Origin of the sequence: Streptomyces sp. NBC_01017 (genome assembly GCF_045162795.1) — a bacterium.
GTDB classification, from domain to species: domain Bacteria; phylum Actinomycetota; class Actinomycetes; order Streptomycetales; family Streptomycetaceae; genus Streptomyces; species Streptomyces machairae.
The window spans coordinates 10,910,681-10,934,063 of sequence record NZ_CP108683.1 but is presented as its reverse complement, the minus strand read 5'-3'; the positions used below and the strand labels follow the sequence as shown (position 1 = coordinate 10,934,063).

The window sequence follows — 23,383 nt, the reverse complement described above, 5'->3', positions numbered from 1 at the left end:
AGAGTAGATCCGGCAGCGCAGCAGAAAGGGCAAAGCATGGAGGGCTGAAACGAGCAGAGAACTCTCGCCAGCCCACCATGCATTTCGAAGGCGCGATGGAACGAAAGAGACCATCGAAAACCCCATCCTTTCCAGGCAGAGAGAGCGTGTCTGAAAGATCGTGTAAGTCCGTAATCTGACAGGCTGGCCGAGGCCGCAGCCTTCGGCCCTGGCCGGCCGGGACGGACGGACATGACGGATGACAAGACCACGGTCGCTGAGGCGGTCGAGGAGAGATTGGTGGATGAGGTCGTCGAGCGGTTGATGGACCGCGTCGACGCCTCAGGGGCGGCGCTGCTCGGTGAAGGGCTGCTGACCGAGGTGACCCGCGCCGTGCTCGAGCGGGCCTTGGACGCGGAGATGACCGAACACCTCGGCTACGAGAAGCACGATCCGGCCGGTCGCGGTTCGGGCAATAGCCGCAACGGCACCTCGGCGAAGACCGTGCTGACCGACGCCGGCGCGGTCACCGTGGCCGTCCCACGAGACCGGGACGGCAGCGAAGCTGGTGCCCAAGCACGCCAGACGGCTCGCGGGCTTCAACGAGCAGATCCTGTCGCTGTACGTCCGTGGCATGAGCGGGCGCGACATCCGCTCCCACCTCGCCGGTATGTACGGCGTGGAGGTCTCAGCGGACCTGATCAGCAAGGTCACCGACGCCGTCGCCGACGAGCTCGCGGCCTGGCAGATGCGGCCGCTGGATGCCATCTGGCCGGTCATCTACATCGACGCCTTGTGGATCAGGATCCGCTCCGGACCGGTCGCTTCGAAGCCGGTCTACCTCGCGGTCGGCGTCGACATGGACGGCTGCAAGGACGTTCTGGGCCTGTGGGTCGGGGATGAGGGCGAAGGCGCCACGACCTGGATGACGGTCCTGTCCGAGCTGCGCAACCGCGGCATCGAGGACGTGTGCATCGTCGCCTGCGACGGGTTGAAGGGCCTGCCCGACGCGATCACCGCGACGTGGCCCAGGGCCACGGTCCACACGTGCGTGATCCACTTGATCCGCGCATCGCTGCGGCCGGCGTCCAAACAGCACCACCCCGCGCTGGTGGCGTCGCTGAAGCAGATCTACACGGCATCGACTGAACAAGCTGCCCAGCAGGCCCTGGAAGACTTCGCCGCGGGCGAGTTGGGTCAACGCTATCCGGCGATCGTGCGGACCTGGCGGGCCGCCTGGAGCGAGTTCACCCCCTACCTCGCCTTCCCGCCGGAGACAAGGAAGGTTGTCAACTCGACAAACCTGATCGAGTCGATCAACGCCCGGCTGCGGAAGGCCACCCGCAACCGCGGGCACTTCCCATCCGAGCAAGCGGCACTGAAGGTGCTCTACCTCGCCGTCCGCGAGCTGATCACCCCCAAGGCGCGCGATGTCAACCACGTCGCCGCACACTGGAAGAAGGCGCTGAACCAGTTCTCACTGAGCCGTTTTCATCCTGAATAGCTGCAGGTCATCAGCGTGTGGACGGCTTGGACGATGGTGCCGATGCGGCGGGTGGAGCATCTGGCCCGCCGGAGCAGTCGCCAGGACTTCAGCTGTGCGAAGGCGCGTTCGCCCGGCGCCCTCAGCCGGGCGTGATCGCGGTTGAACTCCTGGTAGCGCGCGGGTTGTTCGCGGTGGTTCTTGTATGGGGTGCGGACGGTGGCGCCGGCGCCCTGGTAGGCGCGGTCCGCGAGCACGAGGATCTGTCTCGTGAGGCAGGCTTGGATGATGCCGTGAACACGGGCGGCGGTCAGATCGTGGGTGCGTCCTGGCGTGGCCCGGGAGAACCAGAGCGGTGTGCCTGGGATGCCCCGAAGTTTCCGGACAGGCGTCCAATAGGATCGTCTGAACTGGAAACGAGGAATCGAAGTGGCACCACCGAGCAAGTACACGCCTGAGTTCCGTGAGGAAGCCGTCCGGATCGCGCTGGCTTCCAGCAAGACCGTAACCGAGGTCGGCCGTGAACTCGGTATGAACCCCGAAACCCTCCGGGGCTGGGTGAAGAAGCATAAGGAACGGAACGAACCTCCTGCCGGTACCGAGCTGTCCCACGATGAACGCGCTCGCCTGAAGGAACTTGAACGCCGTATCCGTGAAGTCGAGATGGAGAATGCGTTCCTGAAAAAAGCCGCAGCGTACTTCGCGAAGGATCCCCGGTAGCGAGCAAGTACGAGTTCATCGATGAGATGCGACTCGACACAACGGAGTACGCATATCCCGTCGAGTTCATGTGCGAACGACTCGGCGTATCCACATCTGGCTACTACGACTGGCGGGGCCGCCCGAAATCCGCGACGGCGCAGCGACGCGAGGAGTTGAAACTGCTGATCAAGAAAGCATTCGACGATTCCGACAGCACCTACGGCTATCGGCGCATCCACGCCCAGCTCCATCGCTGGGGCCACGCCGCGGGCCCGGAGCTGGTCCGCCGGCTCATGCGGGAGCTGGGACTTGAGCCCTGCCAGCCGAAGCCCAGACGCTTCGGCCTCACCCGAGGCGCGCCCGCCGCCGTGCCCGACCTCGTGGGCCGGAACTTCACCGCCGACGCTCCGGGTGAAAAACTCGTCGGGGACATCACCTACATCTCCACCGGAGAGGGCTGGCTGTATCTCGCGACCGTCATCGACTGCTGCACGAAGGAGGTTGTCGGCTACGCGATGGACGACCATTTTCAAACCCCTCTCATAGCCAGAGCCATCCGTAACGCAGCACGGAACAGGAAACTCGCCAGGAACGCAATATTCCACTCGGACCGCGGAAGCAACTACATGTCGGCCGAGTATGCTGCGGTTCTGGGCGAGCTCGGCCTGCGGCGTTCTGCCGGCCGTACCGGGATCTGCTTCGACAATGCCATGGCCGAATCATTCTTCGGCGCCCTGAAGAACGAGCGCGTTTCGAGGGTGACTTACCTGACCCGCGACATCGCCAGGCAGGACATCACCCGTTACATCGAATTCTGGTACACTCACAAACGCCTTCACTCGGCGGTGGGTTACCGTCCTCCCCGCGAAGTCCACGCCGCGTACCAGAAGTTGCGAATCGTCGCGTGAGTCAATAGTCAGATGCCTGTCCGGAAAACACGAGGCCCCTCAGCCGTCGGGACGTGCGATCACCTGGACGTTCATGCCGTGCTGCTTGTGCTTTTGGGAGGAGTACGGCTCGTCCGCGTGGACGCGGTCGGTGGCGATCAAGGTGCCGTCGACGATGACGAAGTCGCCCTCGCCCAGCCCGGCCAGGGCTTCCTGCAGGCCCGGCGCCCAGGCCGCAAGGACGTCCAGGGTCTCGTCGACGTAGCGCCACGCAGTGGCTGTCGAGACACCGAAGCCTGCCGCCGGCGCGGGTATCGTCTCGTTCTTGCGCAGGTGCACCAGGGCGAGCAAGGCCTGCTTGAAGCAGCCCAGCTTCCGCCACCTCGTACGGCGTTCACACCTTCGTGCGTAGATGAGCCAGGAAACGTGCTCAACCAACTCATGCGGGACGTCGACCGTGGCACGATACGGGACCAAGCGAGGCTCCTCGGGCGATGCGTGGTGCGTAGAGAACACCACCGCAACGACCAGGGGCCTCGACTCGTTACCCACCCCCACTGACCTGCCAGTTCACCCCCCAGAGACAGGATGAAAACGGCTCACTGAGGTTCTTCAGAGTGGCCACTGATCGGGTGACCGGCGGCGGGGCGTAACAGGCGAGGCCCTCGGGCTGTTGAGCGAGATGTCTCACGTCTCGACTCGCCAGCCAGGGGGCCTCGTTGGTGACCTATCCTCGCGCACTCGACCTGCCGCATGCACTGGTGGAGTGGGTGACCATGCTGATCGTCACCCGCGAGGGTGACCGCCGCTGCAAGCTGCGCCCCTCCCAGCGGGCCATGGTGGCCCTGGTGTACCTGCGCGAGCACACCACCCTCGCCAAGATCGCCGCGGGCTTCCGGATCAGCGAAGCCACCGCCCACGCCTATGTACACAGCGTCACCGCGTTGCTGGCGGACATGGCCCCGTCTCTCACCCGCGCACTGCGGCGGGCCAAGCCCGACCACGTCCTCGTGGACGGCACCATCGCCGAGTGCGACCGGGTCGGCGACGGCGAACGCGACTACTCCGGCAAGGCCAGACGGCACGGAGTGAACATCCAGGCCGTCACCGGACCGACCGGCAAGCTGATCTGGTACTCGCCAGCCCTGCCGGGCCGCACGGTGGACATCACCGCCGCCCGCACCCACCGCATCATCACCGTATGTGAACGCCTGAAGATTCCCGTCCTGGCGGACAAAGCCTACGAAGGAGCCGGCGGAAACCTTCTGCACACCATACAAACGGCACCGCGGCCGTGAGCTGACCGCGCACCAGAAGTCCGTCAACCGCGCGCACGCACGGCTCCGCAGCCCGGTCGAGCGGGCCTTCGCCCTACTCAAGTCCTGGCGGATCTTCCGCCGCGCCCGCTGCAGTCCCAACCGCCTGACGTCAATCGCCAAGGCCATCCTCACCCTGGAGAAGCACCGCTGAAGAACCTCACTCTTCTTCGAGGACCGGCTCAACATCCGATGAACGACAAGGACTTACACAAAGTCCCTTACACGCCCGGCAGAGAGGGGTGCTTTCGCCTTTTCGGGTCTGGCAATCCCCTGGGAGCGTGGAGTCTTCGTCTATTGATGTTTATGGTCGTGCTTGACGATCTGTCAGGTCGAGCATAAAGGCAGCATGGGGTCTTCGAATGCAGCGCGTTGGGGGCCGGTTTGTGCGGGAGGCGCGGCGGATGCAGGCTGCCGACCCGTTCGAACAGGGTGTGAGGCAGGGTGGCGCGTGCGAACGGGTCCCGCTCGTATCTGACGCCGCAGCAGGAGCAGGAGTTGCTGCGTGGGTTGTGGCTGGGGGCGTCGGCGCGCGGCTGGGAGGGCCAGGGCTGGAGGCTGTCGCGCATCGCACGGGTGATCGAGGAGAAGTGCGGGGTGCGGTTCTCGGTGCCGGGTGTGTGGTACCTCATGGACCGTCTGGGCTGGTCGTGGCAGGTCCCGAGGACGCAGGCCCTCCAGCGTGATGAGGAGGCGATCGCGCCTGCCCTCGTGGCGGCTGGTCCGCTACGCGGTGACCGTCAAGCGCTGAGATAAAGATCAGTAGATCTTCTCGCCGAGGACGTAGTGGCCGCCGGCTCGCTGCAGGAAGCGGCGGAAATGCTTGGCCATAGATCCAGCTGTCCTCAGAGGGTGTTCGGTAGGGGTATCCCCCTATCCGTCCGATCTGCCGCGAAGCGAGATGGACGCGTCTTCATGATTTCGTAGCGGGCCGCGCTTCGGGGCTGTATTGACTATGTGATGACCGAACGACGTGCGTATCAGCCCGGATCCACCGGCTTGATTGTGGTGTGATCGGTTCGGGGTCGTGGAGGGCGTGTCGGGGCTGAGTTGCGGATTCGGGCGTGGGGTGGCCGCTGGTCTGCCCAGCCTTTCCACTTTTCCGCAGGTCTCTGGCCCTTTCGGGCAGGTCGGTCAGGGAGTGTCAGAGGGCTGGTGGCGCGTGCACGATGCTGAAGAGCTGGGTGAAGTCCGTGCGCCAGGGCCAGCGTTCGGGTAGGTGCAGGGTGAGGCGGCGGGCCGGGCGGGCCAGGCGGGCGGGCACGTTGATCAGGTGGTCACGGATGGTGGCGGTGGTCGCTCTGGCATGGAACGTGCCGGCCAGGGCGCCGGCGGCGCGGGTCAGGTTGTGCGCCAGGGCGGCCAGGGCGAGCCACGTGGCATTGGCCTGGAAATGCCCGGAGGGCGCGTGGGCGAAGGCGCTGTTCTTGACATCCGCGATCACCTGCTCGACGACGGCGTGCCGTCGGTGATCACGCTCGGCGTCCTTCAAGGAGAGCGGGGAGTCGGTGAACGCGGCGTGGTAGCGCCAGGTGTCGAACAGCGTGCCCTGTCCGGCGGGAACGGTGCCAGTGCTCGGGCGTTTGACGCGGCGCACGATCAGACGGGCGGTGACCTGCTGCTTCTTCGGCTTGGAAGTGAAGGCGGTGTAGCCGGTCTCGGCTATCTCGGCGTCGGAGATCCAGCAGTGGCCCTCCTCGTCCCGGGCCGCCTTGGGGTACTTGACCGGCGTCCAGGCGTCCTCGTCGATGCGGGCGATGGCGGCCTTGACGGAGGCGTTCATCCGCACGGTGATGGAGAAGCGTGCGCCCAGCGCCCGGCAGGAGTTGACGACGTCGGCGCTGTAGAACGCGGAGTCCGCGCGCATCACCAGCAGGCCACTGGCGCCGCAGGCCCGGGCGGTGCGGATGGTCTCGGCGACGAACGCTGCCGCCCCGCGCGCGGAGTTCGATGGTCCCTTGCGTAGCCTCGTGGCTGCGATCACCGGGGCGGCCAGGGGTGTGGAGACGATGCCGAGCAGCGCGTTCAGGCCCTTGACCTTGCTGTATCCGTAACCGGCGCCCTGCTTGGCGTAGCCGTAGGTGCGGCGGATGGTGTCATCGATGTCCACGTAGGCGACCTGGTCCGCGCCGGGCAGCAGCGGGGTATGACGGGCCAGTTCGGGAAGGAACCGGCGGGCCACAGCGTGCAGTTGCTTCACATGCCCGTGCGTGAAGGAACGCAGAAACGACCCCAGCGTGGACGGGGCCCGGACCCGTGAGAACAGGCGGCCCATCGCGCCGTGCCGTAGCCGGTGCATGTCGTCGATGCTGTCGGCGCCCGCGACCATGCCGGCCACCAGCGACATCACTTTCGCCGCGGGGAAGGCACCGGTGCCGTCCTTGGAGGCCGGCAGACGGATGTACTCCCCGACCAGTGCGGGCAGACCGCACCGCTCGGCCAACCGCACCACCGGCTCCAGGCCGCCGTACGCGATCAGGTTCGGGTCGTCGAACGCGGATGAGACCGCCGCTGCGGCATGGGAAGATTGCATCTCGGAAGTGCCTTGCTGATCGTGCCTGATGTGGTCCTAGAGAAACCCCATCATCGCAGGTCACAAGGCACTTCTTCGTTCCCGAGCAACTGTCCACAGACATCAAGCCGGTGGATCCGGGCTCAGACGCTCATTCCCTCAAGCGTGAGAATTCGTTGACCCACCGTTCGAGTAGCGTGACTGCTTTCCCCGCGCCGTCCTCTGCTTCCAGTCGGCTTGCGAGAGTGGTGGCGCGGGCGCGGTAGCCGGAGTGCCCGAGCGCTTCAGTGACGGCGTGGGCCAGACGCTCGGCGGTGAGTCGTTCGAACGAGATCGGGGCGGGGCCGACGCCCAGGGCGGCGATGCGGCGGGCCCAGAACGGCTGGTCGGCCATCATCGGAACGGTGACGGCAGGCACTCCCGCGCGCAGGGCGGCCGCCGTGGTGCCTGCGCCCGCGTGGTGGACCACCGCGGCGGTACGGGGGAACAGCAGCGGGTGCGGGAACTCGCCGACCGTAAGGATGTCCCGGCCCACGGCGTTGAGCCCCGCCCAGCCCGCCTGGACGACACCGCGTACCCCGGCGAGCCGCAAAGCGCCCACTGCGATCTCACTCAGCCTTTCGCCCTCTCCGGCGCCCATGCTGCCGAAGCCGATGAAGACCGGGGGCGGTCCAGCCCGAAGGAATTCCTCCAGCTCCTCGGGAAGTCGAGTGTTCGAGGCCCCCTGGGACGGCCACCAGTTGCCAACGACCTCCAGGCCGGGGCGCCAGTCCGCGGGACGCGGCACGACAGCCGCGCTGTAGCCGTACATCACCGGCCAGCAGGCCCGCTCCCGGCGTCGACGCATGGCCCTGACGGATGCTGGCGGCAGCCCGAGCTCGGCGCGCAGCTCCTTGACAGCGGCGGCGTACATCCGGTTATGGAGGACCAAGGTGAGGTAGCCGGCGGCACGGTTGCCCAAACCGCCGAGCGATCGCCCACTGCCAAACGAGGGAGCGAACTCGGCGGTCGGGTGATTCGGTTGCAGGTACGCACCGACAGCCAACGCCCCCGTGGCCTCGGCGAGCTGCCAACCCAGCGGCGCAGTAATCGCGGGACACAAGAGCACATCCGCATCGACCGCAGCCAACGGCATCATGCCGCGCCCCATCTCGTGGATGAAGTCGGCGGCATGGCGGAACAGCTTCAGTTGGTGGACCAGCCCTGCACCAGGAAAGGGGAGGAAGGCGGCGGGCAAGGGGTGGTATTCGATCTCGGCGGCCGTGACGAGGCTGGCGAAGCGTGGTTGGGTCGCGATGGCGAACTGGTGCCCGGCGTTTCGAAGTTGCGTGCCGAGGCCGGTGAAGGGTGCCACGTCACCCCGGGTGCCAACGGCGAGGGCGAGGATCTTCAAGGACGCTCCCTTGTCCGGTGCGGACTGAGACGGTCGGAAGCGTCCGATCCGATCCACAGGCCGGTCTCGTGGAACATCTGCAGCTTCCAGTGGGCTGGTACATCCTCTCTCCGCGTTTGTGGTCCGCTTCTGCGCGGAGAGGCGAGTTTGCGGGCAGGATGAGCAGCACTGGCGTGAACACGCAAGGATCGGCTTGCTGACTCGGTTAGTGGCGCGCCGCAACCACTGATGTCGCCGCGCCGGCGGCAGCTGGCACGTGGCACGGTCCCGGGTTAGCGCGCTCAAGGACGATGCCGGTCACGTGGTCCGTGGCGCAGGCCCCGGTTACGTGTTCGCGGGGGTTGGTGGTGTGGCGGGGGTCAGGGGGCGTACCCCGTGTGGCTCCGGGTTGAGGTCCAGGACCGTGGCTCCGAGCTGGTGCCAGGCGCTGCGCGCGGCGTCGAGCCGGGCGGGGTGGGTGTCGAGTGCGATGACGCAGTCGCCGCCCACGGCGCCGGATCCCTTCGCGGCCACGCCACACTCGGTCGCTGCTTGGACGAGTTCCCTGGTGCGCTTACCGAGGAGGCCGCCGCCCAATTCCCAGGACACGTAGTCCAGGATGCGGCCGTAGGCGGCGACTGCGTCGAGGAGTTGACGCCCGGAGCCGGTCCGGCCGGCTGTCCAGAACCGCTCCAGGGTCGCGCGCATTTGCCCGAGCAGCTCGGGACTGTGTGGGGTGCGCCCGAAATCCGTGAGGCCTGCTGGCGTGTCTACGGTGAAGCCTGTCCAGGCGGTCGCGAGGCGTAGGTCGTCCGGGACGTCCGCGCGCTCGATCCGCGGCCGGGCGTTTGTCAGCGTGTAGGCGAGCCATCCGCCGTAGACGCTGGCGGCTACGTCGATGCCGCTGCCCCGGCCGTTCTGGTGGGCCCGGTGAGTGCGCAGGGCGAGGTCGAACAGGTCGGCGCGAGTGCGGGGGTCTGCGAGGTCGTGCCCGTTGGCCGCGGCGAAGCATCCGAGGATGGCGACGGTGCTGGCCGCGCTGCAGCCCAGGCCGGTCTTGCGTTCCGCGCCGTTGCCGCGGCCGCGCACGGTGAGGTGGTGCGGTGGGGTTTCCGGGAAGGTGGCCGCGCCGGCGGTGGCGGCCGCTGCCAGCAGCCCTGCGCCCGGAGCGTCGGCTGCTTGTGCCAAGGGCGCGTCGACGTCCAGGTCCGGGGCGCTGAGCCACCAGCCTTCGGGGCGAGGGCTGCAATGGCATTCGATGCCCACGTCCACCGCCGTCACCATGGCGCGCTCCGCGTGGAGCACGGCGTACTCGCCGATGACCACCAGCTTCCCGGGCGCGAAGACGAGCCAGCCGTCGTCCGGTGTCACTGCCAGTCTCTCCAGGTCGGGGGCAGCTGGGCCCAGGAGGGCGGGTGTGTGACCACGCGTGGCGCTTGTCCTGGCCGGGAGCGGATCAGGCGTGACACGCCTGGAACCTCGCCGAGCGTTTCAGCCACTTCATCGGCGTGGGTGGGTTCGCACAGGACTTTGACTTGCGGGCCGGCGTCGATGGAGAAGTAGGCGGGGGTTCCGGACTCCCGCAGTCGCCACACCGCGTGGACGACCGCGAGGGTGGCCGGCTCCCAGTACAGCAGCGGCGGGTCGGCGCCGAGCGCGGTGGCGTGCATCCGCATCGCGTTGTGTTCCATGACCGGACCGAGGCTGTCCAGGTTGCGGTGGCGGACCGCTTCGCGGGCGGCTCGCATGTCCTCGGGGTTGGCCGCCAGCCACGCGTCGTAGAACGGTGAAGTTACGGCGGTGCGTCGCATGCCCTCGCGTGAGGAGATCCGCTTGGGCTGCTCGCGGGTGACCGCGACGATCACGCACAGGGGCCAGTGGGCAGGGGGAGCAACCTGCGTCACGTCGCCTTTGCCCGCGCCGGGCTGCCATTCCACGAAACCGGCCAGGAGTGACCGGCAGGCCGAGCCCGAACCGCTGCGCACCAGTGCACTCAGGTCCGCGTCGGGTCGGCCGGCCGCGGCCGCAAGCGCGGTGGCAAGGGCCGCGTAGGCCGAGGCGGAGGAGGCCAGTCCGGCGCCGACCGGGAAATTGGACGTGACCGCGACGTCCAGGGGGTGTCGGATGCCCAGTGCGGTGCGGGCCTGCCCGACGAACCGGGTCAGGTCCTCCACGGGCCCCGGGGGACTCCATGCGGCGCGGTCAATGTCTGCGTCCCGGCGCTCCCGTACGGCCGCCAGGGAGATCAGGCCCTCCAAGGTGACCGAGAGGCTGGCGTTCGCGGCCTGGTTGCCCGGAACATTGCTCTTTCCCCAGTACTTGACCAGGGCGAGGTTCGCGTTGGCCGTCGCCCACATCACAGCGCCCCGACCCGGTCCACGAAGTCCTTGATCGCCCCGTGGAGCCGGGCGGGCTCGTCCGCTGCACAGGACGCCTGCTGTCCGCCCGTGTCGGCCACAAAGGCACGCAGCAGCATGTCGAAGGGCCGGGGAACGGGTGCGGTGCCGGACGGGTCCGCGGCGGGAGCGAGCTCTTCGGCCACCGAGGCGAGCCACAGCGCGCGGAACGCCGCCAGTCCACGGTCGCTCGCGGGGAAGCACTGGGCGATCTGCACGTACTCATCCGCGATCACGCGTTCCACCATGTCTGTCCAGGACATCTCGACCTCCCACGCAAACCTCACCCCGCAACCACTCCACTGTCCCCACCACGACCCGCCCGGCGACCGCCCGAAGGGGCAGCCTCCCGGTTACTGTTCACGAACACAGCCACGGGATTCGTGGCGTCCGTGATCGTGTGATCAAGGGGGATGCGGGCTTCCTCCGGTTGCCGGGTGCGCGGCGGAGCCGTTCCCGGCCCCTGTGCCACCCGGCCCGCTCGAATCCGCCGAAGCGCCGCCGGCCCCTGAAGCCGGTCGGCCGCCGGTGTCAGGGCCGCCCGAGACGGCGTGGGGCGGCGGCCGGAGGCAGCACGCGGCGAGCCGTCGACAGCCCCCTCCGGCACGGGCAGGAGGAGGGCGTCGAACCCGGCGGTGCGCAGAGCGAGAACGACCTGGCGGGCGCGTGCAGAGTCGGGGGCGAGGGCGATGACAGCGCCTCCATGGCCGGCTCCGGTGAGTTTGGCGCCGAGAGCGCCCGCTGCTCGGGCGAGGACGACCATGCGGTCGAGGACAGGTGCCGACACACCCAGGGCGCTCATTTCCTCGTGCGCGCCGTTCATGGCGTGTCCCAAAGTGCTGGTGTCGCCGCTGATCAGTGCGGTGCGGGCCTGGTCGGTGAGTTCGCCCAGCCGCCTCATGGCCACGACGGAGCCCCCGACGGGTGCGAGTGCGCTGACTGGTGCCGCGGTGGATCGCCGCTTGCCGGACAGGGCGACGATGAAGTCGAGGGGCGCGGGAACGGTGAGCGGGGACACCTGGGGCTGGGGGCCTGGCTGGAACCAGATCAGCCCGTGGGAGGCGACTGCATGGATGTCGAGGCCGGAGGAGCAGCCGTGGAAGGTGTGTTCGACCTCGGTGGCCATCCGAAGCAGTTCGGCCTGCTCTATGTCGGCGGTGCACAGCTCGGCAAGCGCGCGGACGAGCGCGACGCTGAGCGCCGCCGAACTGCCCAGCCCTCCCCCGACGGGGAGCTGGGACCGGGTACGGATCTGGATGTGGTGGGGGTCGAGGCCGAAGAACGCCGCCGCGGTGGCGAGCGCGTCGCGCGAGCGCGTGTCATGAAGGCCTGCACGGCCGGGCGGTCCCATCGTGGCGGACAGCGTCAGCTGGAGCGGTATGCGGGTCGCGATCGCCGGCTGGCCGTGAAGGACCGCATGCTCCCCGATCAGGATGATCTTTCCCGGGACATGTTGCACGCTTCGTTCTTTCAACGGACGTCAGCCCCTTGCGCATCGGCGGCGGAAAAGGGCAGGCAGCGCTGGTGCAGGGCCATGTGGCCGCGCTGGATTCCGTCACCAGTGAGGGCGCGCAGGGCGGCGAGGTTCTGCGCGAGGCCGACTGCGGCCATGACTGCGGCGAGTTCCCGGGCGCCGGTGACCTTCAGCAGTCTCAGGGAGAGGGCGGCGCGTGGGTTGGCCCGGATGCGTTCGCCGACCGTGCCGACCGCGAGCGGGGCCTCGAAGCTGCCGTGCAGAAATCCTGCTTCGTGGTGCCAGGTCGCGACGGGCTGGTAGGTGCCGCCGCGAGCGGCGTGGGCGTGCACGCCGGCTTCGATCGCACGCCAGTCCTGCCCGGTGGCGACGGCGACCGCGTCGATGCCGTTCATCACGCCCTTGTTGTGCGTGGTCGCCCGGTGCGGGCTCATCGCCGCCAGCGCGGAGGCCTGCGCGATACGCTCCGCGATCTCCGCGCCGGAGCAGCCGGCGGCCGCCAGCAGCTGTTCGGGGATCTCGACGTCTGCCCGGGCCAGGCGCTGGTCCGCAAGGTTCGACAGGATCCTCACCCCGGCCTCGCCCCCGGTCACGGCCGCCACCTGGGGGGCGAGGGCTTCGAGGAGGGTGTTGACCGCGTTCGCGCCCATCGCGTCGCCCACGTCCGTCAGGACGTGCACCAGCACGCTGCCGTCCGGCAGTGCCCGGGCGCTGACCTCGCGGGTCCCGCCGCCCCGTGCCACCATGCCCGGCTGGAGCCGGCGGGCCTCGCAAACCAGCCGGTCGGCGGCGTCACGGACACGGCCGGCTGCTGTGTCGGCGTCGGGCACGTGGAGGATGTGGATCTGGCCGGTCATCAGCGACGGGTCCGCGTCCGCGCTGATCCCGCCGCACTGCCGGGTCAGCCGGGCCGCGTTGGAGGCGGCGGCGACGACGGAGGGTTCCTCGACGACCATGGGCACCAGCCGGTCACGGCCGTTGACGGTGAAGTTGACCGCGACGCCCTCAGGGAGCCCGAACACCCCGACCGCGTTTTCGATCATCAAATCTGCCTGGGAGAGGGTCAGCGGCGTATCACTCTCCAGCAGCTCCCGATCGCGCGGGCCGAGCCCGGCCGCTTCCGCAACGAGCTGCACCCGCTTGCCCATGGGCAAGCGGTGGAACCCGGGATGACGTGAAATCAGCTCATCCCTCCCCGTGGCCGGGACGGCGGCCACGGGGGCCGTCGTGTGCGGGACCCTCGGTGTGCGCCCGTTTCCCTGGGACGGCAGCGCCCGCGTCCTGCCCGGCTGGGGGTCCTGCCCGGACTGGCCAGGCAGCCCGGCCTCTACGACTCGCGTCGGACTGCCACCCTCCGCGCGCCCGGTGGCACGTGGGCCGGCCGCGCGGTCGGCGGCGTGGGGGCTGAAGGCGCGGTTGGCGGCGGAGACGATGGCTTTGATGCAGGCGCGGGCGGTGACGATGTCGATGCCGACGCCCCAGACAGTCTTGCCGTCCACCTCGCACTCGAAGTATGCGGCGGTGGCCGCGTCGGCGCCTTCACTGAGCGTGTGCTGGGTGTGGTCGAGGATGCGGATGCCGACGCCGATCTGGCCCAGTGCCGCGACAAGCGCATCGGCCGGGCCGTTGCCCGTGCCGCCCAGAGTGATCTCCGCACCGTCGACGACCGCGTCGGCCGTGATGGTCTCGGTGCCGTCCGCTGCCGGGGACGCCTGGTACGAACGCAGCCGGATGCGGCCCCACGGGTTGGCGGAAGTGGGCAGATACTCGTCCTCGAAGACGGCCCAGATCTGCGCCGGGGTGACCTCGCCGCCTTCGCCGTCGGTCCTGGCCTGGATGATCTTCGAGAACTCGGTCTGCATCCGGCGCGGCAGGTCCAGCTTGTGGTCATACTTGAGCACGTAGGAGATGCCGCCCTTGCCGGACTGGCTGTTGACCCGGATGACCGCCTCGTAGGAACGGCCGACGTCCTTGGGGTCGACCGGCAGGTAGGGCATGTCCCAGCTGTAGGCGCAGACGTCGGCGCCGACCGCAGCGGCGCCGACCTCCAGCTGGTCGAAACCCTTCTTGATGGCGTCCTGGTGAGAGCCGGAGAAGGACGTGTAGACCAGGTCGCCCGCATACGGGTGGCGCGGGTGGACCTCCATCTGGTTGCACTGCTCCCAGGTGCGGCGGATCTCGTCGATGTCGGAGAAGTCGATCAGTGGGTCGACGCCCTGCGAGAACAGGTTCATGCCCAGGGTGACCAGGTCGACGTTGCCGGTGCGCTCGCCCTGCCCGAACAGACAGCCCTCGACGCGGTCGGCACCGGCCATGACCGCCAGCTCGGCGGCGGCGACGGCGGTGCCGCGGTCGTTGTGCGGGTGAACGGACAGGCAGACGGACTCGCGGCGGGACAGGCTGCGCGACATCCACTCAATCCTGTCGGCGTAGACGTTGGGGGTGGACCGCTCGACGGTGGCCGGCAGGTTCAGGATGATCTCGCGGCCCTCACCCGGCTGCCAGACGTCCATGACCGCCTCGCAGACCTCCAGCGCGTAGTCCAGTTCGGTGTCGATGAAGATCTCGGGCGAATACTCGTAGCCGAGGACCGTGCCGTCGCCCAGGATCTTCCCGGCGTACTCCATGACCATGCGGGTGCCGTCCACGGCAATGTTCTTCACGTCCTCCTTCGATGCCTTGAACACGACCCGGCGGAACATCGGCGAGGTGGCGTTGTACAGGTGGACCGTTGCCCTGCGGGCGCCGCGCAGCGACTCAACAGTGCGCGCGATCAGGTCCTCGCGGGCCTGCGTCAGCACCGACACGGTCACGTCATCGGGAATGGCAGCCTCGTCCTCGATGATCGAGCGGACAAAATCGAAGTCAGTGGCGCCGGAGGCCGGGAAACCGACCTCGATCTCCTTGTAGCCCAGGCGCACGAGCAGGTCGAACATGGCACGCTTGCGTGCCGGGGACATAGGGTCGGCCAGCGCCTGGTTACCGTCCCGCAGATCGGTCGACAGCCAGCGCGGCGCCCCCGTGATCACCCTGGACGGCCACGCACGGTCCGGCAGATCCACAACAGGGAACGGCCGGTAGCGGCTAAACGGCATCCCGGACGGCCGCTGCGCGACGCTCGCGGCGGTGACCGGGGTGGGGCGCCCCAGCGCCCCCGCCTGCCTCTGCCCGGCACAACCTGCACCCGGCGCCACCGCCCCCACGGCATAGGCACCGTGCCGGCCGGCCGGCTGAACCTCCTGCTCATCCCCCGCCGGCATCATTTCCACCCGCAGCACGTCCGCCTGCTTCTCCAGCTGGGCAGCCACCTGCTGCACACCTGCATCGGCCTGCACAGACAGATTCATCCTCTGCACACCAGCAGAAGACGTCGCACACGTCTCCAGACCACAGATCTGGTACCCGCGGCCGGCGCACAGCGCCGTGATCCTGGCCAGAGCCCGAGGACCGCTATTGAAAATTACAGAAAAGTGATAACGCCTCATCACGAAGCCTCATGACAGATTTACGCGCAGGGCGGCTGGGCCGTAACAGGTACAAACAGTTCAGCCACCCCTACCGATATGGAAGATCCACCATAAGGGCCCTGTCATCGGCAAGACGTGACCGTTTGGGTGGACAAAGATGCAACCACGGTGCCGGACTCTGTGCCTGCCGCGGTCGATACGGGCGGGCCGAGATGGACGATCAGGCAACAGTTACAGTGAGGGGCCAGTCCACGCCGGGCGACTGTTTTATCCTCAATGACACCGCCTGCCGTCCGCTGCCGGGTCTTGTGGTCCGGAAATACATGAGGAGAGAAATCAATAGTGATGCATGAAATAATGCTGGAACTGGTCGACCTCCGGGGAAATACCATCGGCACGGCCGAAAAGCTCTCGGCTCACCGGGAAGGCGGACAGCTCCACCGCGCCTTCTCCGTATTCTTGCTCGACGAGTCAGGGCGCATGCTGCTCCAGCAGCGGGCATCCGGGAAATACCATTCCCCCGGGTGTGTGGTCAAACACCTGCTGCGGGCATCCCCTCCCCGGGGAACCAGCATTCCTCGCCGCCGTCCGGCGCACCATCGAAGAGCTGGGCTGTGCTCCGGCCCTACTCCAAGCGGCCGGCACGGTTGTCTACGATCTCCCCGACCCGCTCACGGATCTGGTCGAGAAGGAATACAACCACCTTTTCATCGGCACGGCCGACCCGGACGCAGTCGACCCGGACCCACTGGAAGCCCTCGACACACGCTTCGTCACCCCCGACCAGCTGCTCTCTCTCAGGCAAAGCCATCCCTTCTCTGCCTGGTTCCCGGTCGTTTTCGAAGCAGCCCTGCCCGCTGTCCACGCGCTCTTCCCCACCAGCAACTGGACAACCGGCTGACGCCGCCCCGGACAGAGCCAGAGCACTTCACCAAGAGCACACCTTCACCGGGGTTCCGCAGCTGTGCGGCGCTCTAGTCCACGAAAAGGCTGTCTGACCTTCTGCAATACACTTCCGCCGACTGTTTCGGCGTGTGTCTATTGATCTTTATCTCAGCGCTTGACGGTCACTCCAGCAACGCAAGCCCGGTTCCGGCAAGGAATCCGCGCAGGAGATGCGGCGCCTTCTTGATCTTCCTGAGCGCTGCTTCGGCGGCCTCCGCCAGCTCACGAATCGAACGGAATACACGGTTCGCGAGGAGATCTTTGACGATCTTCCACAGGAGCTCCACCGGGTTCAGCTCGGGGGCGTGCGGCGGCAGCTGGACGATCCGCAGCCAGCGCTCCTGCCCCTCGGCCCACTCACGCACCTCGGCGCTCGTGTGGCTGGAGCAGATGTCCCATATGAGCGTGACGGGGTGGCCGCCGAGGCGGGCGTGCGGCATGGCTGTGGGGGTGAAGTCGTGTCGCAATCGGACCCGGGTTTCCAGTGGGGTGACGTATCCGAACTCGGGATGTCTTCGGAGTCTGCTGTGGTTGTACTCGACCTCGATGAAGCGGAAGACGTCGGCGCGGGCCGCTGTCCGTGTCGCCCACGTGTTGGTGCCGATCTCGGATTTCAGTAGGGCGAACCGGCTTTCCGCCGCGGCGTTGTCCTAACAGGATCCGACACGGCCCATGGATTGCCGCATTCCCAACTTCCGTATCTCGCTGCGGAATTCGACACTCGTGTATTGTCCGCGTCCGGCCGCCATCCGCAGGGCCGTCACCGGCAGCTCGGCCCGGTGGTGATCGGCCATGGCCCAGCCGATCACCTCCCGCGTCGCGAGATCGATGCAGGACGCCAGGCAGGCCTTGCCCTCGGCGGTGACGAGCTCGGTCATGTCGCCGACCAGCCGTATCCCGGGGCGCGATGCGGGAAGTCCCGCCGGACGAGGTCCGCGGCGAACACCGCCCGCTGCGCCTGCCGCGTCAGGCCGCGCCGGGTGATCCCGGTCACGCGATGCTCGCGCATCAGCCGCTCGATCTTCTTCCGGTTCACCCTGCGTCCTGCCCGCGCCAGGGCCGCATGGATGAGCGGAGCCCCGTGAGCGCCGCGCGAGGCTGCGTGCAACACCCGTATGTCCGCAACGAGTTCATCCTCCGCACGCTGCCGCACCCGCCGCGCGCACGCGCCGGTTCCTTCGACGGCTTCGACGACGGCTGCAGCGAGCAGATCCTCACGCTTCGCCGTCTCGCCGACGATCAATTCGCGCATAGTTCCAGTGTGCGCAGGTCGGGCCCGCCGGGCCCAAGGCGGCAGCCCAGCGAGACGCATCGATCGCAGGGTCCGTCGCCGCGATCCGTCCATGGCTCCGCCCTGGCTCCCCGAGACACACGGGTAACATCACGCAAACCGTCACCGTGACAGCACCGTCGGATGTGCCGCCGTCGTACGCGAACCATCGGTATCCGGTGGAGGTGATCTCGCACTGTGTGTGGTTGTACTTCCGTTTCCCCCTCAGCCTCCGCGAGGAGGAGCTGATGCTCGAGGCGGGGTGTCGTCGTCTCCTACGAGGAGGGAACCCGCCCACCCGTCACGGAGCGTGCACACGATGCACGCAGCCGGACGGAGACACAGCGAACGCGGGAGACCAGCGCATCAAACACCGTTCGGGATGCGCGCAGTTCCCGGAGCCGGCAGCAAATGTCACTCCAGGACACTGGTTAGGAACGGTTGATCGCGCAGTATCAGGTCGTGTGCGTGGACATCCGCGATGGGTCGCTGAGGATGCTGAGGCGGACGAGGCTGGAGTCAGTTCAGGCGAATTCTTGGATGCCGTCGAGAACCTGAACAGCAGCGAGCCGGCGGATCCGGTGAGCGCGGGGGCGCGGGAGCTGCTGAAGTTCTCCAGCCCGCGTGATCCGGCGCAGCTGGCCCGGTTCGTCAGGTTGCGAGTGCTGGAGCCGGAGGGTGAGTACTGGCGGCGCGATGGCCGACTCGCAAATCACCGAAGCTCCGTTGTTTGTAGGCGAGTTGGTAGCTCACCTACATCAACGGAGCTTCGGCCCCCCGGTCCCAGCACAATCACAAGATCAAACCGACCTTGCAAGAGCCCTGCCATACACCCCAACCGGTCACAACCCGACCAGCCGTACGTCCCCGGAACTTGCAACCGCCCTGCCAACGCGCGGCATACAAAGTCCCCATATCGCTCGAATGCCCACTCAGGCAGATCGTCAAGGGCAGCCCTAAAGATCAGTACGACACATAGAAGTTCACAACTCCCGCACCGCCACTGAGGTAGGTGTTCCACCTGCACTGCAGCACAGGTGAAGACTCCATGCAATTTCCGTGGACATAATTCGGCAACCCCCACCCCGTAGTGGCAGCAAATCCGATACGCCCCCTGTGCGTGCCGTCATTATCGACCATGTCGTAGTAGACGTCAGAGCTGGTGATGAGACCACCAGTCGCCGTCGTCCACGTGCCGACGTACCAGCTGTCGGTGCAGTCGCCCGGCCACCAAATTTGCTTCGGCGGCGCCTTCACCATGGCACCGCTGTACGACGTGTTTGCGAGATTGAACTTGTAGGGAGTGCAGTTGAATACGTTGATTGTGGTGGTGTAGTTATAAGACGCGTACGCGGGTTGTGTTGCTGCTACAGCAGTCAGAAGCATGCTTGCCAGACCTGCGACAAGCCCCGACTTGACCAACCCCACGGCAGGCCCCTCTCGTAAATGGACAACTCATGGCTGGCAAATAGTTGATTCCGTGCTGCCAACCGGGCAGCCCAAGCCCATCGAACCGCTGCAGTGCGGTATTTGATCCACGCGGGACACAGCATGGCACTAATCCATTGGGGCACAAGGGCCCTGGACGGCTCGTGCCCTTCCAGTACCGACCAAATCGTCGATACTGCCTGTTTGGACCGTAAGTTCCTTTAATCCTTGACATATGACAGGCAAACAGTCTAACGTTGACCCTTTATGACTATCCGTCAGAACGTGTACGACCGCGTCAACGCGCAAGATGCCCTGCACCTGACCCTTCAGCTGTAGATCGTGATCTTGCCCGTGGTGTGACCGTTGTCCGCGCTCCGCGGGCGGCCCTGGCCGCGGAGAGTCTGCGACTACTCATCCGGCGCAGTCGCCAGTGTCGGATGCGGCGGTCCGTATATCCGCCCCTACCCGCGAGTTGCCGGTTGGCTGCCCGGATGGCGGAGGAAGCTCTGATCCCCACCCACGAGGGCCACTGTGGCTGTCAGCGATCCGCGACGCCTCCCGCCGCGTGGTCGCCTGGGAGACCTCCCACAAGGCGGACGCCGACCTGGTCCTCACCGTGCTGGAGTACGCCCTCGCCTCGGCTGCCCAGCCCCGGGCCCTCACCCTCAATCCGAGTGTCACCAGGCTCGAGCAACCCGAGCGCTGAAGGCCGCGTGAGTCGGACCAGCAGGAACTCGCCGGACTGCTCGGCGGGCCCGCCCCTGATGCCGACAACCGCCAGGCGCTGCTCAGGCCGCTTGATGATGTGGGGTGAGATCGATGGTCAGGTCGGCGTCAAGGGCGCGTGCAGGCATCGCAGGAGCGGGATGGTGGGTACGGTTCCTGGGACAGGCCCAGGGCTGTGCGCCGGTCGTAGACCAGCTGACCAAGGTCATGGGCCAGTTCGGCCTCCTCATACAGGCGGTCGTACTGGGTGTTCTCCTCCACTGCTTCGCCGAGGAGCTTGCGGTGGCGGCGGGTCTTCCACTCAGCGTGTTTGTGGCAGTTCCTCCATCGGGCGGCTGTAAAGGTCGTGTTCGGTGCCGGCGCATGGCTGGCCTCGCATGCGGCCTGGGCGGCGTGAGCGCGGGCCACCTCCGCGGTCTCGCGCATCTTCGTCTCGCGGAAGACGGTGAGCGGAACGACACGACGGTCGGGGGCGAGCCAATAGGTGATGCGCTGGGCGTTGTCCGCTTCGTCACAGGCGCAGAGTCGACAACCGCAGTGACGGCCTTCATCGACTGGGACCACCACACCATCGCCTACAGCAGCGCCGGCCCCGTTATGTTTTTCGCGGTCCTGCAAGAGGGCCGCTGGCCTCCGGGCCCGGCATGACTGTTGCCCCCTGTCGAAGTCGATGACCTGGGGGGTGGTGTCACCGGGCCCGGGAGGTGCCGTCGGAGACGCTGATCAGAGGTCCGGCCGCCACCCGGTCCGGCGCAACGCCGTACAGCTCGCGGATGGCAGGTCTGCATAACGTGGATGCGCGAGTACGACACCGACGCCGAGGCCGGCACGTTCAACACCCTGGGAGGGGCGTCATGTTCGACACCGAAGACGTGGGTGTGTTCCTCGGCCTGGACGTCGGCAAGACCGCTCACCACGGGCACGGCCTGACCCCGGCCGGGAAGAAGGTCTTCGACAAGCAACTGCCCAACAGCGAGCCGAAGCTTCGGGCCGTCTTCGACAAGCTCACCGCGAAGTTCGGCACCGTCCTGGTGATCGTGGACCAGCCCGCCTCCATCGGCGCCCTGCCTCTGACCGTCGCCCGCGACGCGGGCTGCCAGGTCGCCTACCTCGGGTTCGACTTCCTTGGGTTCCGCATCCAGTGGCGCCGCAAGCGGGGAACGGACAAGTGGCACGTCTACACCTTCATCGCTGACCGGCCCATCCGGCAGCTGAAGGACAAGATCCGCGCCCTGACGAACAGAACGTCGCAGCAGAACCCCAGGGACGTGCTGATCAGGCTCAACCAGATCATGCGCGGTTGGGCCAACTACTTCAAGCACGCAGTCTGCAAAGCCACCCTGAGTTCCCTGGCCAGTTTCACCTGGCACCGGGTGATCAGCTGGTGGATGGCACTGCACCGCTGGAAGTGGAAGGACGTCCGCCGACGCCTCACCGACCACACCGGACGGTGGCAAAGGCCCTCGGCAGACGGGATCGAACTGTTCGACCTCCAAGCGGTGGCGGTCACCCGCTACCGCTACAGAGGCAACACGATCCCCAACCCCTGGACCCGCCCCAACCACGCCTGAACGGCAGAGTCCGTGGAGAGCCCGGTACTCGGAGACGGGTACGCCGGGTTCGGCGAGCGGCACGGAGAAACGGACCGGTGGCAACACCGGCACCGCGCTCCGTGCCGACTCAACAGGCACCCCCCCTGGCTTTCCTGGCTGCTCACGGCACCGTTGCCGCCGTCGGCGTGGAGGGCACGTCTTCCTACGGATCGGGGTTTACGCACCCGGCCCGCGAGGCCGGTCTGACCGTGGTCGAGGTCAACCGGCCAGACAAGGCCGAGCGTCGCAGGATCGGCAAGTCCGATCCGATCGACGCCTATGCGCCGCTGATGTCTGAAGTTCGGCCAGGTCTACGCCAACAGCCTGCGCCGGCGGCGCCCGCAGCCCGGTGACACGTGACACTTGGACGAGGTCTTCATCAAGATCAACGGCGAGCGGAAGTACCTGTGGCGGGCCGTCGACCAGGACGGGATGGTCCTGGACATCCTCGTCCAGAACCGGCGTGACAAGGCTGCGGCCGGGCGTTTCTTCCGCCGGCTCCTCACTACCACTGGGCAGGTGCCGAGGGTGGTTGTCACGGCGCGACTCACCGTGAGTGATGCCCTCGGTCGAGCATGGTTCCCACAAAAGGACTGAACAACCGGGCGGAGAACTCCCACCAGCCGACGAGGCAGAGCGACGCGCGATGAAAGGATTCCGGTCCGTCGGATCATCACAACGGTTCCTGTCCGCGTTCACCGGGATCTCACCCCACTTCCGCCCCCCACCGCCACCTCATGACAGCCGGCCGTTACCGCTTCGAGATGATCATCCGCTTCATCATCTGGAACCACATCACCAGCGTCACGAGCCTGCCACCACAGCCTGAACAACGGCGCCCTCCCGGCCCAACACATCCAGACGCATCGTCAACCGATCGTGCCGCCGACAATGTGACAACGCCGTGACAACGCCCCTTGCGACAAGTCGGCAACCGCCTCGTCGGCATCCTCCACGGCTGCCTCAAGACCCACACCCACTACGACGAAGCCACCGCCTGGGCCCACCACGCCCAACCTCAACCCACGTCCGCTTGACACGAGAAAAAGAAGAGATGTCTGACAACGCCCCCAAAGGATCAGCCTCGCAGCACCTTGCTGCATATCGCCTGCACTGCTGCTAAAATGTCGGCATGACCGCGATCACGATCCGGGATGTCCCGGACGACACAGTCAACGCTCTGAAGGTCCGCGCCGCACAGGCGGGCAAGTCGTTGCAGGCGTACACCCTAGACCTGCTCTCCCGGGAAGCTGCCAAGCCCACCCTCGCGGAGATGGCCACACGCCTGGAGCGTGAAACCCGCACCGAGCTCAGTACGACCGACATCCTCGACGCCATCGAGGACGGGCGGGATCGACGTTGATCGTCGTTGACTGCTCAAGCCTTGTGCACTTCCTCCTCGACCACGGCAAGACCGGAACCGCGATCCGTGAGCGCTTGGGCCGCGCCGACACTCTCGCAGCGCCGGGCCTGCTGGACTACGAAATCACCTCGGCCGCCTTCGGGCTGGCCCGCGGCCGGCGAGGGGGCAAGCCAAAGATCACGGAAAAGGAGGTACTGAAGGCGATCACCGACTACCAGGCCCTCGCTCTCGAACTGCACCCAACGCTGGTCCTGTGGCAGCGCGTACGCCAGCTGTCGAAAAACCTCTCCGTCTACGACGCGCATTACGTGGCCCTCGCCGAGAGCCTCGGCGTTCCGTTGATCACCAGCGACGCCAGAATCGAGCGCAGCGGGGCAGCGCGCTGCACCATTGAGACCTTCGCGGCCTCCAGCACCTGACCCCCAGCGACACCAACATGCAGGGGTTAGCCTCGATGGGTCTGTCCAA

At 67.0% G+C, this 23,383-nt stretch carries 20 protein-coding genes and 8 pseudogenes; 13 read left to right on the top strand and 15 right to left on the bottom strand.

Annotated elements, in window-relative coordinates; all coding sequences use genetic code 11:
* Window positions 1-231 precede the first annotated feature (231 nt).
* Window positions 232-1,483: pseudogene (locus tag OG331_RS50110) on the top strand (IS256 family transposase).
* On the opposite strand, the gene OG331_RS50105 reads toward OG331_RS50110, so the two are convergent.
* Complete coding sequence (locus OG331_RS50105) at window positions 1,471-1,914, bottom strand: transposase family protein (RefSeq protein WP_406191110.1); 444 nt, start codon at window positions 1,912-1,914, stop codon at window positions 1,471-1,473. The pseudogene OG331_RS50110 and the gene OG331_RS50105 overlap by 13 nt on opposite strands.
* Here OG331_RS50105 and OG331_RS50100 point away from each other — a divergent pair.
* A protein-coding gene (locus tag OG331_RS50100) for an IS3 family transposase (RefSeq protein WP_406191112.1) occupies window positions 1,892-3,072 on the top strand; the annotation gives its coding sequence in 2 pieces (ribosomal slippage) (window positions 1,892-2,156 and window positions 2,156-3,072; 1,182 coding nt in all). The genes OG331_RS50105 and OG331_RS50100 overlap by 23 nt on opposite strands.
* Window positions 3,073-3,114: 42 nt before the next feature.
* Here the strand turns inward: OG331_RS50100 and OG331_RS50095 are convergent.
* Window positions 3,115-3,570: pseudogene (locus OG331_RS50095) on the bottom strand (transposase family protein); the annotation flags it as partial.
* A gap of 200 nt (window positions 3,571-3,770) precedes the next feature.
* Here OG331_RS50095 and OG331_RS50090 point away from each other — a divergent pair.
* Together OG331_RS50090 and OG331_RS50085 are read left to right on the top strand one after the other, a co-directional pair.
* Window positions 3,771-4,521: pseudogene (locus OG331_RS50090) on the top strand (transposase family protein).
* 290 nt (window positions 4,522-4,811) lie between these two features.
* Complete coding sequence (locus tag OG331_RS50085) at window positions 4,812-5,123, top strand: winged helix-turn-helix domain-containing protein (protein WP_406191114.1); 312 nt, start codon at window positions 4,812-4,814, stop codon at window positions 5,121-5,123.
* A gap of 388 nt (window positions 5,124-5,511) precedes the next feature.
* Here OG331_RS50085 and OG331_RS50080 read toward each other — a convergent pair whose 3' ends face one another.
* The 8 genes and pseudogenes from OG331_RS50080 to leuA all read right to left on the bottom strand — a co-directional run.
* Window positions 5,512-6,900 carry an IS1380 family transposase gene (locus tag OG331_RS50080; RefSeq protein WP_406191117.1) on the bottom strand — a complete coding sequence of 463 codons (1,389 nt, stop codon included), beginning with the start codon at window positions 6,898-6,900 and terminating at the stop codon, window positions 5,512-5,514.
* A gap of 130 nt (window positions 6,901-7,030) precedes the next feature.
* A complete protein-coding gene (locus OG331_RS50075; RefSeq protein WP_406191119.1) occupies window positions 7,031-8,272 on the bottom strand; it encodes a glycosyltransferase in 1,242 nt (413 codons plus the stop codon).
* Between the two features lie 324 nt (window positions 8,273-8,596).
* Complete coding sequence (locus OG331_RS50070) at window positions 8,597-9,622, bottom strand: mevalonate kinase (protein ID WP_406191121.1); 1,026 nt, start codon at window positions 9,620-9,622, stop codon at window positions 8,597-8,599.
* Window positions 9,619-10,608, bottom strand: coding sequence for a diphosphomevalonate decarboxylase (mvaD, locus tag OG331_RS50065; RefSeq protein ID WP_406191124.1), 990 nt, complete (start codon window positions 10,606-10,608; stop codon window positions 9,619-9,621). Before mvaD ends, OG331_RS50070 begins: the two co-directional genes overlap by 4 nt.
* Window positions 10,608-10,910, bottom strand: coding sequence for a hypothetical protein (locus OG331_RS50060; RefSeq protein ID WP_406191126.1), 303 nt, complete (start codon window positions 10,908-10,910; stop codon window positions 10,608-10,610). Before OG331_RS50060 ends, mvaD begins: the two co-directional genes overlap by 1 nt.
* 20 nt (window positions 10,911-10,930) lie before the next feature.
* The gene (mvk, locus tag OG331_RS50055; RefSeq protein ID WP_406191129.1) at window positions 10,931-12,106 is read right to left on the bottom strand and encodes a mevalonate kinase; all 1,176 of its coding nucleotides are present in this window, start codon (window positions 12,104-12,106) and stop codon (window positions 10,931-10,933) included.
* A gap of 11 nt (window positions 12,107-12,117) precedes the next feature.
* A complete protein-coding gene (locus tag OG331_RS50050; protein ID WP_406209630.1) occupies window positions 12,118-13,338 on the bottom strand; it encodes a hydroxymethylglutaryl-CoA reductase, degradative in 1,221 nt (406 codons plus the stop codon).
* A 192-nt stretch (window positions 13,339-13,530) separates the two neighbouring features.
* A pseudogene (leuA, locus tag OG331_RS50045) lies at window positions 13,531-15,315 on the bottom strand (2-isopropylmalate synthase); the annotation flags it as partial.
* Between the two features lie 663 nt (window positions 15,316-15,978).
* Between leuA and idi the strand changes: the two are divergent.
* Window positions 15,979-16,489 (top strand): annotated as a pseudogene (idi, locus tag OG331_RS50040) (isopentenyl-diphosphate Delta-isomerase).
* A gap of 166 nt (window positions 16,490-16,655) precedes the next feature.
* Here idi and OG331_RS50035 read toward each other — a convergent pair.
* The 3 genes from OG331_RS50035 to OG331_RS50025 form a co-directional block, all read right to left on the bottom strand.
* On the bottom strand, window positions 16,656-16,973 hold the full coding sequence (locus OG331_RS50035; RefSeq protein WP_406191131.1) for a transposase: 318 nt from the start codon (window positions 16,971-16,973) through the stop codon (window positions 16,656-16,658).
* 210 nt (window positions 16,974-17,183) lie between these two features.
* Window positions 17,184-17,411 (bottom strand): hypothetical protein, encoded by a 228-nt coding sequence (locus OG331_RS50030; RefSeq protein WP_406191134.1) that lies wholly within the window; start codon window positions 17,409-17,411, stop codon window positions 17,184-17,186.
* The gene (locus OG331_RS50025) at window positions 17,408-17,785 is read right to left on the bottom strand and encodes an IS3 family transposase (protein WP_406191137.1); all 378 of its coding nucleotides are present in this window, start codon (window positions 17,783-17,785) and stop codon (window positions 17,408-17,410) included. Before OG331_RS50025 ends, OG331_RS50030 begins: the two co-directional genes overlap by 4 nt.
* Window positions 17,786-17,949: 164 nt before the next feature.
* Here OG331_RS50025 and OG331_RS50020 point away from each other — a divergent pair.
* Window positions 17,950-18,085: pseudogene (locus OG331_RS50020) on the top strand (IS6 family transposase); the annotation flags it as partial.
* Window positions 18,086-18,766: 681 nt separating this feature from the next.
* Here OG331_RS50020 and OG331_RS50015 read toward each other — a convergent pair.
* Window positions 18,767-19,231, bottom strand: a complete 465-nt coding sequence (locus tag OG331_RS50015) for a hypothetical protein (RefSeq protein WP_406191139.1) — start codon at window positions 19,229-19,231, stop codon at window positions 18,767-18,769.
* Between the two features lie 568 nt (window positions 19,232-19,799).
* On the opposite strand from OG331_RS50015, the gene OG331_RS50010 reads away from it, so the two are divergent.
* Window positions 19,800-19,940: a hypothetical protein gene (locus OG331_RS50010; protein WP_406191142.1), complete on the top strand. Its 141-nt coding sequence runs from the start codon at window positions 19,800-19,802 to the stop codon at window positions 19,938-19,940.
* A gap of 128 nt (window positions 19,941-20,068) precedes the next feature.
* On the opposite strand, the gene OG331_RS50005 is transcribed toward OG331_RS50010, so the two are convergent.
* Entirely contained in the window at window positions 20,069-20,524 is a 456-nt protein-coding gene (locus OG331_RS50005; RefSeq protein WP_406191144.1) for a hypothetical protein, read from the bottom strand.
* Between the two features lie 290 nt (window positions 20,525-20,814).
* On the opposite strand from OG331_RS50005, the pseudogene OG331_RS50000 reads away from it, so the two are divergent.
* The 6 genes and pseudogenes from OG331_RS50000 to OG331_RS49975 form a co-directional block, all read left to right on the top strand.
* Window positions 20,815-21,072: pseudogene (locus OG331_RS50000) on the top strand (transposase); the annotation flags it as partial.
* Window positions 21,073-21,096: 24 nt separating this feature from the next.
* Entirely contained in the window at window positions 21,097-21,531 is a 435-nt protein-coding gene (locus OG331_RS49995) for a group II intron maturase-specific domain-containing protein (protein WP_406210847.1), read from the top strand.
* A 77-nt stretch (window positions 21,532-21,608) separates the two neighbouring features.
* Entirely contained in the window at window positions 21,609-21,905 is a 297-nt protein-coding gene (locus OG331_RS49990) for a hypothetical protein (protein WP_406191146.1), read from the top strand.
* Window positions 21,844-22,370, top strand: a pseudogene (locus OG331_RS49985) (transposase); the annotation flags it as partial. The gene OG331_RS49990 and the pseudogene OG331_RS49985, both read left to right, overlap by 62 nt.
* Window positions 22,371-22,684: 314 nt before the next feature.
* Window positions 22,685-22,915 carry a FitA-like ribbon-helix-helix domain-containing protein gene (locus OG331_RS49980; protein WP_128127157.1) on the top strand — a complete coding sequence of 77 codons (231 nt, stop codon included), beginning with the start codon at window positions 22,685-22,687 and terminating at the stop codon, window positions 22,913-22,915.
* Window positions 22,912-23,334 carry a type II toxin-antitoxin system VapC family toxin gene (locus OG331_RS49975; RefSeq protein WP_406191148.1) on the top strand — a complete coding sequence of 141 codons (423 nt, stop codon included), beginning with the start codon at window positions 22,912-22,914 and terminating at the stop codon, window positions 23,332-23,334. Before OG331_RS49980 ends, OG331_RS49975 begins: the two co-directional genes overlap by 4 nt.
* Window positions 23,335-23,383: the final 49 nt, after the last annotated feature.